This is a genomic window from Aestuariivirga sp. (genome assembly GCF_047600585.1).
GTDB lineage: Bacteria > Pseudomonadota > Alphaproteobacteria > Rhizobiales > Aestuariivirgaceae > Aestuariivirga.
On the sequence record NZ_JASGKP010000001.1, the window covers coordinates 2,753,135 to 2,768,212 of the forward strand.

At 62.6% G+C, this 15,078-nt stretch carries 10 protein-coding genes; 7 read left to right on the forward strand and 3 right to left on the reverse strand.

Annotated features, from left to right (window positions below; translation table 11 throughout):
* Positions 1-22: 22 nt before the first annotated feature.
* The 3 genes from QM801_RS13635 to QM801_RS13645 all read right to left on the reverse strand — a co-directional run bounded on the left by QM801_RS13635 (position 23) and on the right by QM801_RS13645 (position 6,756).
* A complete protein-coding gene (locus tag QM801_RS13635; RefSeq protein ID WP_415019757.1) occupies positions 23-4,240 on the reverse strand; it encodes a hypothetical protein in 4,218 nt (1,405 codons plus the stop codon).
* Positions 4,241-4,502: 262 nt separating this feature from the next.
* Positions 4,503-5,813: a cytochrome c3 family protein gene (locus QM801_RS13640; protein WP_415019758.1), complete on the reverse strand. Its 1,311-nt coding sequence runs from the start codon at positions 5,811-5,813 to the stop codon at positions 4,503-4,505.
* Positions 5,814-5,883: 70 nt separating this feature from the next.
* Positions 5,884-6,756 carry a hypothetical protein gene (locus tag QM801_RS13645; RefSeq protein ID WP_415019759.1) on the reverse strand — a complete coding sequence of 291 codons (873 nt, stop codon included), beginning with the start codon at positions 6,754-6,756 and terminating at the stop codon, positions 5,884-5,886.
* Between the two features lie 301 nt (positions 6,757-7,057).
* Between QM801_RS13645 and QM801_RS13650 the strand changes: the two genes are divergently transcribed.
* From QM801_RS13650 to QM801_RS13680, 7 genes are all read left to right on the forward strand, one after another.
* Positions 7,058-9,052 (forward strand): heme lyase CcmF/NrfE family subunit, encoded by a 1,995-nt coding sequence (locus tag QM801_RS13650; RefSeq protein ID WP_415019760.1) that lies wholly within the window; start codon positions 7,058-7,060, stop codon positions 9,050-9,052.
* A gap of 3 nt (positions 9,053-9,055) precedes the next feature.
* On the forward strand, positions 9,056-9,595 hold the full coding sequence (locus QM801_RS13655) for a DsbE family thiol:disulfide interchange protein (RefSeq protein WP_415019761.1): 540 nt from the start codon (positions 9,056-9,058) through the stop codon (positions 9,593-9,595).
* Positions 9,592-10,077 (forward strand): cytochrome c-type biogenesis protein, encoded by a 486-nt coding sequence (locus tag QM801_RS13660; protein ID WP_415019762.1) that lies wholly within the window; start codon positions 9,592-9,594, stop codon positions 10,075-10,077. The genes QM801_RS13655 and QM801_RS13660 overlap by 4 nt, the downstream gene beginning before the upstream one ends.
* Positions 10,078-10,079: 2 nt before the next feature.
* Complete coding sequence (gene ccmI, locus QM801_RS13665; protein ID WP_415019763.1) at positions 10,080-11,615, forward strand: c-type cytochrome biogenesis protein CcmI; 1,536 nt, start codon at positions 10,080-10,082, stop codon at positions 11,613-11,615.
* Positions 11,616-11,621: 6 nt separating this feature from the next.
* Entirely contained in the window at positions 11,622-12,917 is a 1,296-nt protein-coding gene (locus QM801_RS13670; RefSeq protein WP_415019764.1) for an NAD(P)-binding domain-containing protein, read from the forward strand.
* A complete protein-coding gene (locus QM801_RS13675) occupies positions 12,904-14,235 on the forward strand; it encodes an ankyrin repeat domain-containing protein (protein WP_415019765.1) in 1,332 nt (443 codons plus the stop codon). The genes QM801_RS13670 and QM801_RS13675 overlap by 14 nt, the downstream gene beginning before the upstream one ends.
* A 100-nt stretch (positions 14,236-14,335) precedes the next feature.
* Complete coding sequence (locus tag QM801_RS13680) at positions 14,336-15,040, forward strand: VIT family protein (protein ID WP_415019766.1); 705 nt, start codon at positions 14,336-14,338, stop codon at positions 15,038-15,040.
* Positions 15,041-15,078 lie beyond the last annotated feature (38 nt).

Consider the following 15,078-nt stretch of genomic DNA (forward strand, 5'->3'; position numbering starts at 1 on the left):
AACAAATGTTTGGGCATGTCGCTTACCAACTACCTTTTGTTGCGCGATGTTGTGGCCCAGCCCTGCGTGTCTTTATCGTTGCGAGTGTTTGATCTGCATAAGTGTGACACGCACCCGTGCAGTCACGCAGCTCGTCAACCGTGTAGAGTTTGGTTGTCGGCGACGTGTATTTTTTATGTGAATCCGGTTTGAACTTGCTGGCGTGACAGGCGGCGCAATCAGGCGCCAGGTCAGGCCGCGCAAAGGTGATCTTGGCATTATTCTGCTTGTGGCAGCTCAGGCAGGTCGGCGTGTTGCTGCCGTGGTTTTCGTAAGCAGTGGAATCATGCGTGTACGGCAAAGTCTGCGTCCACGACAGAGTGGTATGGCAGCGGTCGCAGGTCACCGAGGGGTAGCCAGTAATGATGAAGTGCTTCGGGCCCTTGCCGACGGCGGGAGGGTGCGCGCCATCGTGACACGATTCGCATTTTGCAGTGGTCTGGCTGTGGTCGAAGATGTTCGTGGCCCAGGTCGTGGTGACATGGCAACTGTCGCACGCGCTCGACGTATCGAGGTGGTTCTGGCTCTTGCCCTCAGCAGGCAGATGCTTGCCGTCATGGCAGGAGACGCAGGTGCCCAGCGCCTGGCTGTGATCGAAGGCGACCGTCGTCCAGTTATTTGTCACGTGGCAGGCGGCGCAATCGTTTGACGTCTGGTAGTGGCCCCCGCCCTTGCCGGTGGCGGGCGCATGGGTAGCGGCACCGTCATGGCAGCTGTAGCAGGTCTTTGACGCAACCACAGGGTCGTCGTGGGCGAAGGTCGGATTGGCCCACGAGACAAAGCTGTTGTGGCAGAGCTGACAATCGTTCGAGGTGGCAGGGTGCGTCTGGGTCTTGCCATCGGCCGGCGCGTGCTTGCCGTCATGGCAGTTCACGCACGAGGTGACCGAGAGCGCCGAGCCGTGATCGAAGCTGGCGGGCGACCAGCCACTGGTGGTGTGGCAGTCGTCGCAGGTGTTGTTGGTGCTGAAGTGGGTGGGCCCCTTGCCCGTCGCCTGCGTGTTGTTGTGGCAGGTGAAGCAGGCCGTTCCGGCGACACTGGCATGGTCGAAGTTCACCGCAGCCCAGTCGCTGGTGATGTGGCAATCATCACAGGTATTGCTCGTCGGCGGGTGGTTCTGCTTCTTGCCCGCGACGTGGGTGTTGTCATGGCAGCTGAAGCAGGTGCCGAGGACCTCGGCATGGTCGATCGGACGCCTTGCGGTCCAGTTCAGGGTGGTGTGGCAGGTCGCGCAATAGGTGGTCGTATTGAGGTGGCTCGGCGAATGGCCGACAGCCGGTAAATGGTTGCCGTCGTGGCAGCTGAAGCACGAGGCAGCCGAGACAACGGGGTCGTCATGGTCGAACACTGCACCCGCCCAAGTATTGAAGCCGGCGTGGCAGTTCTGACACTCGTTCGACGTCACGGGATGATTGCCGATCGAAGACTTGCTCTGCGCAGGTGCATGGTTCTTCGCACCGTCATGGCAGGAGATGCACGAGGTGATGGTGGTCTCAGTGTGGTCGAACTGGGCCGGACTGAAGGATGTGGTGTTGTGGCAGGCTTCGCAGTTTGTCGAGGTGGTGAAGTGTGTGGGCGACTTGGCGCGGGCCGTCGAGGTTCCGTTGTGGCAGGTGAAGCAGCCGGTCGTCAGGGTGTCGTGGTTGGCGGGCTTGCCTGTCGTCGCCCAATTCACGGTGCTGTGGCAGTCGCTGCATTCGCCCTGCTTGTCGGGCCCGTGTGTCATCGGCCGGTCCATGAGATGGCAGCTGGTGCAGTTCTGGCCGGCGACGACCGGATCCGCGTGATTCATCCGCGCCGGCTTGAAGCCGCTCGTGGTGTGACAATCCGTGCAGAGATCCGAGGTCGTCGGATGACTTGTCGCGCTTGCCTTGCTGGGCGCATTGGCGATGTGGCCGTCGTGGCAGGTCACGCAGGGCGTTGCGGCGACAGTTGAATCGAGGTGGCTGAAAGCGGCCGGCGTCCACGCCACGGTGGTGTGGCATTCGGCGCAGTCCGTGGACGAGATGACGTGGGTGTCGGACCGCTTGGACGCGGGCGCATGGTTGCCGTCATGGCAGCTGAAGCACGTTCCGAGAGCCTGCGTGTGATCGAACTTGCCGACGAGGGGCGACCAGCTGGTCGTCGTGTGGCAGCTGGCACAGGCATTGGAAGTCGAGAGATGCGACTGCGACCGCGGCGTCACGATGCCCTTGCGGGTGGAGTGCGCGCCATCGTGGCAGGAATAGCAGGTGCCCGTTGCAGAGGTGTGGTCCATCATCTGGATGGGCGCCCAGGCGGTGGTGTTGTGGCAGTTCTGGCATGTGTCGTTGGTGGGGAAGTGCTTGCCGGTGAGGCTGAGCTTGCCCGTGGCGTTGAGGCCGTTGTGACAGGAGACGCAGGTCTGGCTGCCGATGCTGCCGTGCTCGAAGGTGGTCTTCCACGTGGTGGTGGAGTGGCAGGTCTCGCAATCGGTGCCGGAGGTGATGTGGTTCTGGGTCTTGGTGGTGAGCTTGCCCTTGCTCGTGGCCGTGGTGCCGTTGTGGCAATCAAAGCACGTGGTCGAGACGACCGAGTGATCGAACTGGGTTGCCGTCCATGACACCGTGGTGTGGCAGGAGACGCAATCCGTGCCGGGCGTGAATCCCAGATGGTTCTGCGAGAGGCCGCGGGCCTGGACGTTGTCGTGACAGCTGGCGCAGGGCGTTGCACCGATGTTGGAATGATCGAAGGCCGCCGACCGCCAGTTCGAGGTGTTGTGGCAGGTTTCGCAGTCGTCACCGGAGGCGATGTGATGCGGCGCGTTGGCCTTGCTGGTGAGCAGACCCTTGCTGGTGGCCTCTGTTCCGTTGTGGCAGGTGAAGCAGGTCGTCACGCTCGTCTGGTCGTGATCGAAGGCCATGGCCGGAACATAGGACGTGGTGTTGTGGCAGGCCTCGCAGTTGTCGGTCGTGGCCAGGTGTTTTCCGCTTGGGCCCTGCAGCTTGCCCATGATGGGGCCCGAGGTGATCTGCTTTGCGCCGCTATGGCATGAAACGCAGGAGCCGCCAGTGGACTGCGTGTGGTCGAAGCGCGAGGTGTTCCAGTTCACGAAGGCGTTGCTGACGTGGCAGCTCTCGCAGCTGTTCGTGCTGGGGAGATGGGTGTCCGACTTGCCTGTGGCGATGGTCTTGTTGTGACAGTCAAAGCAGCCGCCGACGATGTCGACATGTTTGAAGGTGGCGCCCGCCCAGGTGACGAAGTTCGCCGCGTCATGGCAATCCGTGCAGGCGTTTGATGATTTGACGTGCGTTGCGAGGTTCTTGCCCTGGGCCGGCGGGCGGTTGCCGTTATGGCACGAGAAGCAGTTGGTGACGTCGAGCGCCAGGTCATGGTCGAACTTCGCCGGCTTCCAGCCAACGGTGGTGTGGCAGCTCTCGCAATCATTCGTGGTCTTGAAGTGGGCCGAGGCGCGGCCGGTGGCGCGGCGTCCATCGTGGCAGTCGACGCAGGTTGAAATGTCGCCCGCCTGGGTATGGTCGAACTTTACCCGCGACCAGCTCACCGGGGTGTGGCAGGCCTCGCAGACGTCGGTCGTCACCATATGCGAGCCGGACTTGCCGGTGGCATCCACGCCGTTGTGGCATTTGAAGCAGCCATCGACGATGCCCTGGTGATTGAAGACGCCGATGTTCCAGGCAATCGAGGTGTGGCAGCTGCCGCAGTCATTGGTCGAGCGGATGTGGTCAAAGGGCTTGCCCATGGCCTGCTGGCCGTCGTGGCAGCTTTCGCAGGTTTCGGTGGTCTGGCCGTGATCGAAGCGCGCGATGTTCCAGCTCACCACGTTGTGGCAGCTTTCGCAGTCCTTCCCGGACTTCACATGCAGCTTTGACTTGCCCGTGGCAGTCTTGCCGTCGTGGCAGGAGAAGCAGTTGGTGGTGATGTCGCCATGGTCGACGTGCACCGCCGTCCACGTTTCCTGGGTGTGGCAGTCGCCGCAGGCGTTCGAGGTCTGCGGATGCTTTTCCGTCTTGCCCTTGGCCATGTCACCGTTGTGGCAACCGAAGCAGGTGGTGGGCACGCCCTTGAAGATCGCACCTTCGTGGCAGGTTTCGCAGGGCACCGCGATGTGTGCGCCTTCCAGCGGGAAGCTGGTGAAGTCGTGCTTGAAGTTCAGGTCAACCTTGACAGCATCCGTGGAGCCCTGGCCCCAGGCCGGCAGGCAGAGGACAAGCGCCACCATGGCCAAAGCCACGATGCCCCGCAGTGCCGTGCGTATGCCAAGTATCGACAAATCCCGCGTTGGGCCGGTTGCCAGACCCAAATCCCCGCAACAGAAAGTTACACACTTCCATGCCGCAAACGCGTCCCTCGCCTGCAAACATCGTGAACATACAACTCAACTGACGGGCAATAGGCATCACGGTGCCTGACAGAACGCTGACAACGGCACTATGTGTTACACCTATGTGTACAACTCTTCTAAGCCGTTGGAGGTTAATATTTTATTGCCGGATGATGGCGGTCTTGAATGTGGCCGTGCTGTGGCAGCGGGCACAGTCAGAACCAAACTTGCCACGGTGCACGTCATTCTTGCGGTGGCACGAAATGCAGGCTGTCGGAAGACTCGCATCTGCAACGTTTTTCCGCGTGTGACAGTCATAGCAGCCCAATCTTGCGTGGGCCCCCGTCAGCGGGAAGTGCGTGTCACGGCCATGATTGAACGACACTTTCTGCCAACCCACCGGTGAATGGCAGCTTCCGCAGGCGGTGGCGAATCGGCCGGCATGCGCATCGTCAGCGGCATGGCAGCCGATGCAGGCGGTCTTCACGCCCTTGTACTGCCTCGATTCGTGGCAGCCCTCGCAGGCCGCTACCTGATGGAGCCCGACGAGCGGATAATCGGTGAGGCCATGATCAAAGCGCACCTTGTCCGTCCAGGCCACGCTGTCGTGGCAGTCGCTGCAGTCCTTGCCGAGCTTGCCGGCATGCACGTCCTGCGCCTTGTGGCAATCGATGCAGGCCATGGAAATCTTCGCCTTGATATCGCTGCCATGGCAGTCCGAGCACTGGGCCTTGGCGTGAGCGCCGGCGAGCGGGAAGCGTGTCTGCTTGCCGTGATCGAACTTCGCCGTCTTCCAGCTTTCCATGCTGTGGCAATCGCTGCACGAAGGGCCGAAGCGGCCGGCGTGCACATCCTGGATCGCGTGGCAATCATTGCAGCCCGAAGGCAGGTTCTTGTAAACCTCGCCCACGTGGCAGGAGACACAGGGCTGTTCCGCATGTTTTCCCTTCAAGGGGAATTTCGTCTTGGAATGGTCGAAGGCGGCGATTTTCACCGTCCATCCCTCGGGCGTGTGACAGGTGGAGCAGTCGTTGCCGAGCTGCGCCCGGTGCACGTCGCTCTCCTTGTGGCAGTCGAAGCAGGCGTGCTTCGCCTCGCGGAACTTATTGCCGGTCTTGTGGCAGCCCGCGCAATCGGCAAGGGCATGTTTCCCCACCAGCGGAAATTCGGTGAGGTCGTGTTTGAAGAGGACCGGCTGCAGCGGCACGATGTTGCGGTCCCTGCCCCGGTGCTCGACATGGCAGCTGACGCATTCGGATTTGCGGACAACCGGATCTTTCCCATGAAATCCACGGTTTACGGCGAAATCCTGCTTGATGGGCTTGTGGCACTCAAGACAAAGGCCGGACTGGGCCTTTTCATTCATGGTCTCGTGGCAGTTGGAGCAGTTTTCCTCGAGCTTCGCGTGGGCGGCGGAAAGTTCGCCCGGCATCATCAGCTTTTCCAGAACATTCGCGGCAGACGCGGGCATGCAGAGGCACGCCAGCAGAAGTGCCGTCACAATTCCCACCCACCGCAATCGAGTCATCCCCAGACCGTTGTTAATAAAGGTGCACCGCTACCACGTGAATGACGCCACTGACCAACAAGACGAAAAAAAGTGGAACATGCAGAATGTGCCAGAGCGAGAACATGTGTTCCCAGAACTTCAACTGCGATGCCCGGGTGGCATAGTAAAGGAACTCGTTCACATGCTGCCTTGCGTGGCGCAGCCGTTCCTTCTTCTCGGCCTTGCTCCAACCCTGGAGTTCGGCGTTTCGTGTAATCGTCTGCCGCACCTCGTGCATCATGTTGCTGCGTGCGAACGACGCCCGCAAGGGCAGCATGACGGCCGTGCTGATCGACGTCATGACGCTCCGCTTCGCCGGCATCGCAACAGACGCGAAGTCCGCCATCTGACGGGCAACGAGGGCGTTGTTGCCGCCGGTATCCTCGCCAATCATGGCAAGCAGGCGCGATGAGCCCGCCAGCAGCGTGTTGAGGTCGAAGCGCACGGCGCTCAGGCCCCGGTGCACACGGGTATAGACATAGCGGCCTGCCACGCCGCTTACCGCAACAAGGATCATGCAGAAGAGCGCGATGTTGCTGTTGGTGGCGCCGAGCGAGAAATTGGAATGAAAGAAAATGAGCAGCGGACCGACCGTGCCCAGCACCATGTGCGCTCTCAGCCAGAACACGGAGTGATCACGGAAGCCGAGCGACGGTATCCGCTTCACCATGGGATAGAAGAGAAGCAGCAGCATGCTGATGCCGCCCATGATGCCGAGGACATAGCCCCAGCCTTCCGAGGGAACGAAGATGTCCTGCTTGCGGATGACAAATCCCGTCACGAGAAGGGCCACAGTGGCAAAGGTGAAGACCTGGGCCAGCACCTTGAGAATGGCACTACCGGTTGTCGTTTCATCGTCAGCCATGGGCTGTGAACGCGGTGGTTCGGGATGGCCCCTGCCGTTAACCGGCTGCACACCATGCGATGAAGAGGTGTTATACCTCGGCGCTGCCGCACCACCGTGGCCTTCAGTTCTCCGCAAGGCCTCAACGTGTTGCACAGCGAACAAACCCCTCAATGAAAACGCCCATATTACCCATCTGAAACTGACTAAACACTGACAGGATAACATTCCATCAATTGCACGATGAGTGTTATATTTTTATGTATTCTCATCGTTAGCGGCGAACTGATGGCGCGCCTTCTTGCAATGAGGTTTGATTAAAATGATAGCGGAAACCGGCCATTTCGCGCTGATCCTTGCGCTTTTCGTCACTCTGAGCCTGTCGGTCATTCCGCTTGTCGGCGCCCATCGCGGTGACGAATCATTCATGCGCTTCGGCAGCGTTGCGGCGGTCACATCATTCCTGCTTGTGGCTCTGTCCTTCGCCGCGCTCGCCTGGTCGTTCCTGCACTCGGACTTCTCCGTGCGACTCATTGCAGCGAACTCCGAAATCGCCAAGCCGCTGATCTACAAGTTCAGTGGCGTATGGGCGAACCACGAAGGCTCGATGCTGCTGTGGACTCTCATTCTCTGTCTCTTCGCTGCGGCGATTGCGGTGTTTGGCCGCAACACCCCGCTGCCCCTCAAGGCGCGCGTTCTTTCCGTGCAGGGCATGATTGCCGCGGCCTTCCTCGCCTTCCTCCTCTTCACGTCGAATCCGTTCCTCCGGCTCGACATGCCGCCCAGCGACGGCAACGGCATGAACCCGATCCTGCAGGATCCCGGTCTCGCGCTTCATCCGCCCTGTCTCTATCTCGGCTATGTCGGCTTCTCCGTGTCCTTCGCCTTTGCCGTTGCTGCCCTCATCGAAGGACGCGTTGATGCCGCTTGGGCCCGTTGGGTGCGCCCCTGGGTGTTGGCGGCCTGGTGTTTCCTCACCCTCGGCATCACCCTCGGCAGTTTCTGGGCCTACTATATTCTGGGCTGGGGCGGCTGGTGGTTCTGGGATCCGGTCGAGAACGTCTCGCTCATGCCGTGGCTCGCCGGCACGGCGCTTCTTCATTCGGCGCTCGTCGTCGAACGCCGTCAGGCGCTGGTGACCTGGACCATCCTGCTCGCGATCCTCACCTTTTCGCTCAGCCTCGTCGGCACCTTCGTCGTGCGTTCGGGCGTCTTGACCAGCGTGCATGCCTTCGCCACCGATCCGGCGCGCGGCGTCTTCATCCTCGCGATCCTGATCGGCGCGACGGGCTCGGCGCTTACACTCTATGCCTGGCGCATGTCGGCGGTGCGGCAGGGCGCGCCCTTCGCCATGTTCAGCCGCGAGGGCGGACTTGTGCTGAATAATGCGCTGCTCGTCACCGCCTGCGGCACAGTCTTCATCGGCACATTCTATCCTCTCTTCATCGACCTCATGACGAGCGACAAGATTTCGGTAGGCCCTCCCTTCTACAACCGCACCTTCGTGCCGCTCTTCCTCCCCATTCTTGCGGTGATGGCGGCCGGGCCTTTCCTGCGCTGGAAGCGTGACACGGCGCGCGAAGTGCTGAAACGCATCCGGATTCCGCTCGCGCTTGGCCTTGCGGCCCTCGCGGGCGGCATCATCACCTTCGGCATCGGCAAGGTCTTCACCGCCGTGGGTCTTGCATTCGCGGTGTGGATCATCGCCGGCTCGCTCTGGGTTCTGATCCAGCGGGTGCGGCTCGGCACAGTGCCCTTCGCAACCACGCTCACCCTCATCCGCACAACGCCCGGTGCGTTTTACGGACTGGTCCTCGGCCATATGGGACTCGGCTTCGTCGTTGCCGCCATTACGACGGTGATGACCTGGCAGGAGGAAAACATCCTCGCCATGCGGCCCGGCGACATCACGCGGATTGGCGGCTATCAGGTCGAACTTCTCTCGGTCGACGTGATGCAGGGCCCCAACTATGAAGCCGAGCGCGGCCGCTTCGCCTTCTCCGACAGGGGCGAGGTGTTCAAGATCCTCGAGCCCGAGCGCCGCTTCTACCGCGTCCAACAGAAGCAGACCACGCAGACGGGCATCCACACCAATCTCTTGTGGAACCTCTATGTCGCCATCGGCGAACAAGACAATCAGGGCAAGTGGACCGTGCGTCTCTACTATCATCCCTTGGCGCCCTGGCTCTGGTTCGGCGGCATCTGCATGGCACTCGGCGGTTTCATTTCGCTTTCCGATCGGCGCTTCCGCGTCGGCATTCCACAACGGGCGAAACAGCAGGCGCTGGTCCGGCCTGCGCTTGCGAGCGGAGCCTGAGCCATGAAGCTGCGGATCGCCACACTCATTCCCGTTTTTGCCTTCGCGGTTCTGGGCGGCGCCCTTGCCATGGGTCTGCGCAACGACCCCCGCGTCATTCCCTCCATGCTGATCGACCGCAAGCTGCCGGACTTCCACCTGCCCTCGCTCGAGCAGCAAGGCGCAGGGCTCGACAGCGCCAAGCTGCCGGACAACGGTCTCGTGCTGATCAATGTCTTCTCATCGTGGTGCAGCGGTTGCCGCCTCGAGCATCCCTTCCTCATGGCCAAGGCAAAGGACCAGCGCTTCCATCTCGTGGGACTGAACTGGAAGGATGAACCGGACAATGCGCGGAGCTTCATCGCCACGTTCGGAAATCCCTTCCAGGAAATCGGCAGCGATCCCTCAGGCCGTACCGGAATTGAGTTGGGCGTCACAGGCGTGCCCGAAACATTTGTCATTGATCGCAAGGGCCGCGTGCGCCTCAGGGTGCCGGGTCCGATGACGCCCGAAATCTGGCGGACGGAGATCGAGCCGCTGATCGAGAAGGAAAAGAAGTCATGATCCGGCTTCTCCGCTCCATTCTGTCGCTTGCGCAGGCTCTCGGTCTGGCGCTGCTTGTCAGCCTGCCGGTTCACGCGGTCAATCCGGATGAGGTGCTGAGCGATCCCGCACTCGAAGGCCGCGCCCGCATCATCAGCCAGGACCTGCGCTGCCTCGTCTGCCAGAACCAGTCCATCGACGATTCGAATGCGCCACTGGCGCGCGACCTGCGCATCATCGTGCGCGAACGGCTGACCGCCGGCGACAGCAACGAACAGGTGATCGACTATGTCGTGGCGCGCTATGGCAACTACGTCCTGCTGAAGCCGCCGTTCCAGAAGGACACCGCGCTTCTCTGGCTTGCGCCCTATCTCATGTTCGCCGCCGCCCTTGCGGTTAGCGGCTTCTATTTTCTGCGCCGGTCCTCTGTGGCTGAGGACAGCGCCGAAACGCCTGGCAGCACAACGACACCCTCTCCAGACATCAGACCCGAGGAATATTGAAGATGCAGGTTTGGCCTGTTCTCACCATCTTGTGCAGTGCTGCCGCAGTTGCGCTCGCCTACCCACTGATCCGCCGCTTTGAATCCGCCAGCCAGCGCGCGCAGCGTGAGGCGGCGATCTACGAAAGCCAGTTGGCGGAAGTGCAAACGGATGTCGCCGCCGGCAACATCAGCGACAGCGACGCCGAGCTTGCGAAGAGCGAGATCCAGCGCAGGCTCGCGGCCGTGCAGAAGACGGTCGAAACCCAGCGGCCCGTTCCCTCGCCGTGGCGCGGCGTGGCGCTCGCCTCCACCGCCGGCCTGCTGATCCTGGGCTCGGTCAATCTCTACCTGCTGTTGGGCCGCCCCGATCTCAATGCGGTGCCCAGCCCTGCAGTGGCAAGCGCGCCATCGACGGCGAGCGTGTCACAGGCCGAAATGGTCAACACCACGCCTGCTGATAATGCTGCAGCTGCGGCTGGTGGAGCCGGACAGGTCACCGACATGGTGAGCAAGCTTGCCGAGCGCCTGAAGAGCCAGCCGAACGATGCCGAAGGCTGGCGCATGCTGGGCTGGTCCTATTTCAACCTGCAGAACTATGCCCAGTCGGCGGACGCCTACAAGCGCGCCCTTGCCCTTGATCCCGGCAACATCGACTACAAGTCTTCCTATGCTGAAGCGCTCGTGCAGGCCGCCGACGGCAGTGTCACGCCCGAAGCGCAGAAGCTGATCAGCGAGGTTCTTGCGGCGGACCCCAAGGAATTCCGCGCCCGTTTCTATGGTGCGCTGGCGAGCGAACAGGCCGGCGACCAGTCCGTCGCGCTGGACCAGTGGCTGGCGCTGCTGCAGGACGCGCCCTCCGACGCCGGCTGGCGCGAAGACGTGAAGGCCCGCATTGCCGACCTGGGCAAGGCGACGGGGCGCGACGTTTCCGCTGCGCTGGCGCTGCCCAGCCTGCCGCCCGCGCAACAGACCGCTCCCCTCGGCCAGGCCGAGAAGAACGCCATGGTTGACGGCATGATCGCCAAGCTTGCGCAGAAGCTTGCGGCCAATCCCAAGGACCGAGACGGCTGGGCGATGATGATCCGTTCACTGACGGTGCGCGGCGACAAGGCCGGCGCCGACAAGGCACTCGCCGATGCGCTCGCCATCTTCAAGGATGATCCGGATACGGTCGCCGGGCTGAAGGCCGTGGCGGCAGGACAAACCGCCGGGCAAGGGTCGGCGCAACCTCAAGGTGGCGCTCTTCCGCCCATGATGTCCGGTGCCGCCGCGCCCGATCTCAACACCGTGGATCAGGACACGCGCGCCGCCATTCAACAGCTGGCGCCCGACGATCAGCAGCAGGTGATCCGCGGCATGGTGGCCAAGCTTGCCGCCCGGCTCGAGTCTTCACCGGGCGACAGCGAAGGCTGGGTGCGCCTGATGCGGTCCTACATGGTGCTCAACGATCCGGCTGCCGCGAAGGGCGCAAAGGAAAAGGCCCTGCAGGCCTTCGCCAGCGATCCGGTGCGCAAGACCGAGATCGAAAGCGCGGCAAAGCAACTCGGGATCGACTGAGCAGGGATGACCAATCTCTGGCCATACGCCGTCCTCGTTGCCGCCATCCTCGTCTTCTATTTCCTGACAGGCCGGAGGAAGGAAAAGGAAGCGATCGCCATTCGCGAGGCGGCGCGCGAAGCGGGATTGACCGAGCCCAGTTCGCTTCATCCGAAGATCGACATTGACAGGTGCATCGGTTGCGCCACCTGTGTGGTGGCCTGTCCGGAGAAAACCGTGCTGGGGGTGATCGGCGGCAAGGCGGAGCTGATCGAGCCCACCCACTGCATCGGTCACGGCGCCTGCAAGACGGCCTGTCCCGTGCAGGGCATCAGCCTCGTTTTCGGCACATCCGAGCGAGGTGTGGATCTTCCCCGCGTCGGCCCCGACTTCCAGACCAATGTGCCCGGTATCTTCATTGCGGGCGAACTGGGCGGCATGGGCCTCATCCGCAATGCCGTCGAACAGGGCCGGCAGGCAATGGAGAGCATCAAGAAGATGCCGCGCACGGCGCAGGGCAACGACTATGACGTGGCGATCATCGGTGCGGGGCCGGCAGGTTTCGCCGCTGCCCTTGCCGCGAAGGAGGCAAAGCTCCGCTACATCGTCATCGAGCAGGATGACCTGGGCGGCACCGTCTTCAAGTATCCGCGCGGCAAGGTGGTGATGACGCAGCCGGTCAAGCTGCCGCTTGTCGGTCAGGCCAATTTCCGGGAGGTATCGAAGGAGCAGCTGCTGGAGTTCTGGCGCAGCATCGAGAGCCAGCAGCAGTTGAACATCCGCTACCGCGACCGGGTGGACAAGATCGATTCCACAGGCTCGGGCTTCGTCATCACCTCGCAGGCGGGTGAGACGCGGGCCTCCGCCGTGCTTCTGGCGATTGGCCGGCGGGGCACGCCCCGTCGCCTCGGCGTGCCCGGCGAAGACCAGAAAAAAGTCGTCTACCAGCTGATCGATCCACAACAGTTTGCCGGCAAGCATGTGCTGGTGGTGGGCGGCGGCGATTCAGCCCTGGAAGCGGCAACGAGCATCGCCGAACAGCCGGGGACGACGGTGACGCTCTCCTACCGCAGCGAAGCCTTCGGACGCGCCAAGGCGAAGAACCGCGAGAAGCTTGCATCACAATCCGCCTCGGGCCGGCTTCGCGTGATGCTGAAATCCACGGTGAAAGGCATCGGTGAACATGATCTCGAATTGAAGACCGATTCAGGCGTCGAGCGCATGCCCAACGATGCAGTGATCATCTGCGCGGGCGGCATTCTTCCAACCGAATTCCTCAAGGCAGCCGGTATCGTCATGGACACGAAATATGGCACAGCATAGCTGGACGTTTTCCCTCACTGCGATTGTGGCGCTCCTGGCCTTCGCTTCGCCCCACGCTGTTGCCGCAGCGAAGACAGATCCGACCAAGGTGCTTCTGGTGAAGCGGCAATATGGCAAGGCTGCCAAGGCTCTTGCTGACGCAGCGCAAGCAGGTGATGTGAAGGCCCAGTTTCAGCTTGCCGGGCTCTATCGTCTCGGCCTCGGTGTTGATCCCGACAGGGCAAAGGCAATTTTTTGGTACCGCAAGGCTGCTGCACAGGGTGACGCAAAATCGGCGCGCGTCCTGGAACGGATGACTGTTGCGGTTCCCCCCACGGAGAAGAAGCTTGCCTTGCGCAATGGTGAGAGCGGCAGCGGCACTTCCGCGACCACAGGGGCTGCACCCACGCAGCTTCCCGGGCGTTCGGCACCGGCGCAGGATTGGCTTTCCCTCGCCGCCGCGCGCGATCTTGCGCCTGCGGTTGCGGCCCTTCTTCAGGCTGCGCCGGACAAGGCAAGCCTTGCCCTTTCTGCCGCCGCCGAGGCGAACCGGCCAGCATCAGCGGCTGCCGCCGTGGCAGCGGGCGCCGACAGCAGCGTTACGGTCAAGGGCCGCGAGACTGCGTTGTCGCTCGCCGTGCGTCCCGGCCGCGAACAGCTGCTTGCTTCACTTCTCTCCCCTGCGGCGACAGCGAAGCTCACGCCGGTGGCGGCGGCAGACGCCTTCGATGCAGCCGCACGAGTCTGCAACGCAACCGCCTTGCAGGCGCTGGCGGCGGCCCATCTCAGGATGGAGGGCACCAGCACGCAAGCCGCCATTGATGTGGTGAAGAACTGTACCGCCCCGGAAACGCTTCTGGCCCTGCTCGATCCGGCCTTGCTGGCCGTGACGGATCCGGAAGGACGCAACAGCCTGTGGCATGCGGCGCGCAGCGGAAGCGAGTCCGCCCTTGCCTGGCTGCTTGCCGCGCGTGTCGATCCGTTGTCGCCCGATCCGGCTGGTTTCACATCAGCCCATGCGGCGGCGTTGGGAGCGAATGCCGGAAGCCTTGCGCTCATCCTCAAGGCGGCGCCGCAGCCCGGCCCATCGAAGGACGGCGTGACCCCCCTGATGCTGGCGGCTGCCTCCGGCTGCACCGATTGCCTCGCGCAATTGCTGGCCACAGGCGAAGACGTGAACGCCAAGGACGAGGCCGGCAACACCGCGCTCATGTATGCCGTGCGCACACGGCAGACCGAGGCGATCCGTGCCCTGCTCAAGGCGGGTGCGAATGATGGCTCGCGCAATGAAAACGGTGACACGCCAGCCAAGCTCTTCGCGCGTCTGCGCAAGCCGTGATCAAGACATAACCTGCGACACTGCGCCTTGCCGCTGCGGCAAGAATTGCCATGCCTGCGGCCGGAGGCCACGCTAGGCAGGCGCCAAGGAGAATTGACCCATGACTGCACCGTCCGCTCACCCCGATGACCCCCACTACCTGATGCGGAGCGGGTGGCTGCGCGCTGCCGTTCTCGGCGCGAATGACGGCATCGTCTCCACCTCGTCGCTGATTGTGGGTGTTGCTGCCGCCAATCCCGAGCCCGGCGCGGTGCTGATTGCCGGTGTGGCGGGCCTTGCGGCCGGTGCCATGTCGATGGCGGCCGGCGAATATGTTTCGGTCTCGTCCCAGTCCGATATCGAGAAGGCCGACATCGCTCGCGAAACCCAGGCCCTGAAGGATACGCCACAGGAGGAACTGGAAGAACTCGCGGCGATCTACCGGGAGCGTGGCCTCTCGGACAAGACTGCGATGCTCGTGGCCCAGGAGCTGACCGCCAAGGATGCCCTCGGAGCGCATGTGCGTGATGAACTGGGTCTTTCGGACATCCATGTGGCGAACCCGCTGCAGGCCGCCTTTGCGTCCGGTGTCACCTTCTGTGCCGCTGCCGCCATCCCGGTGATCGCGGCGGTGCTGGCACCTGCAGGATTGATTTTGCCCGTCGTGCTGGTGGTATCGGTCATCACCCTCGGCATCCTCGGAGCCCTGGGCGCCATGGCGGGTGCCGCACCACTCGTGCCTGCCACGCTCCGCGTGGTGATGTGGGGCGTGTTCGCCATGGCGGTGACGGCAGGGGTGGGAAAACTGTTCGGCATCGCCGCCTGACGGGGGTGTTGCGGCACGCCAATAAACTGAGGTTGTCT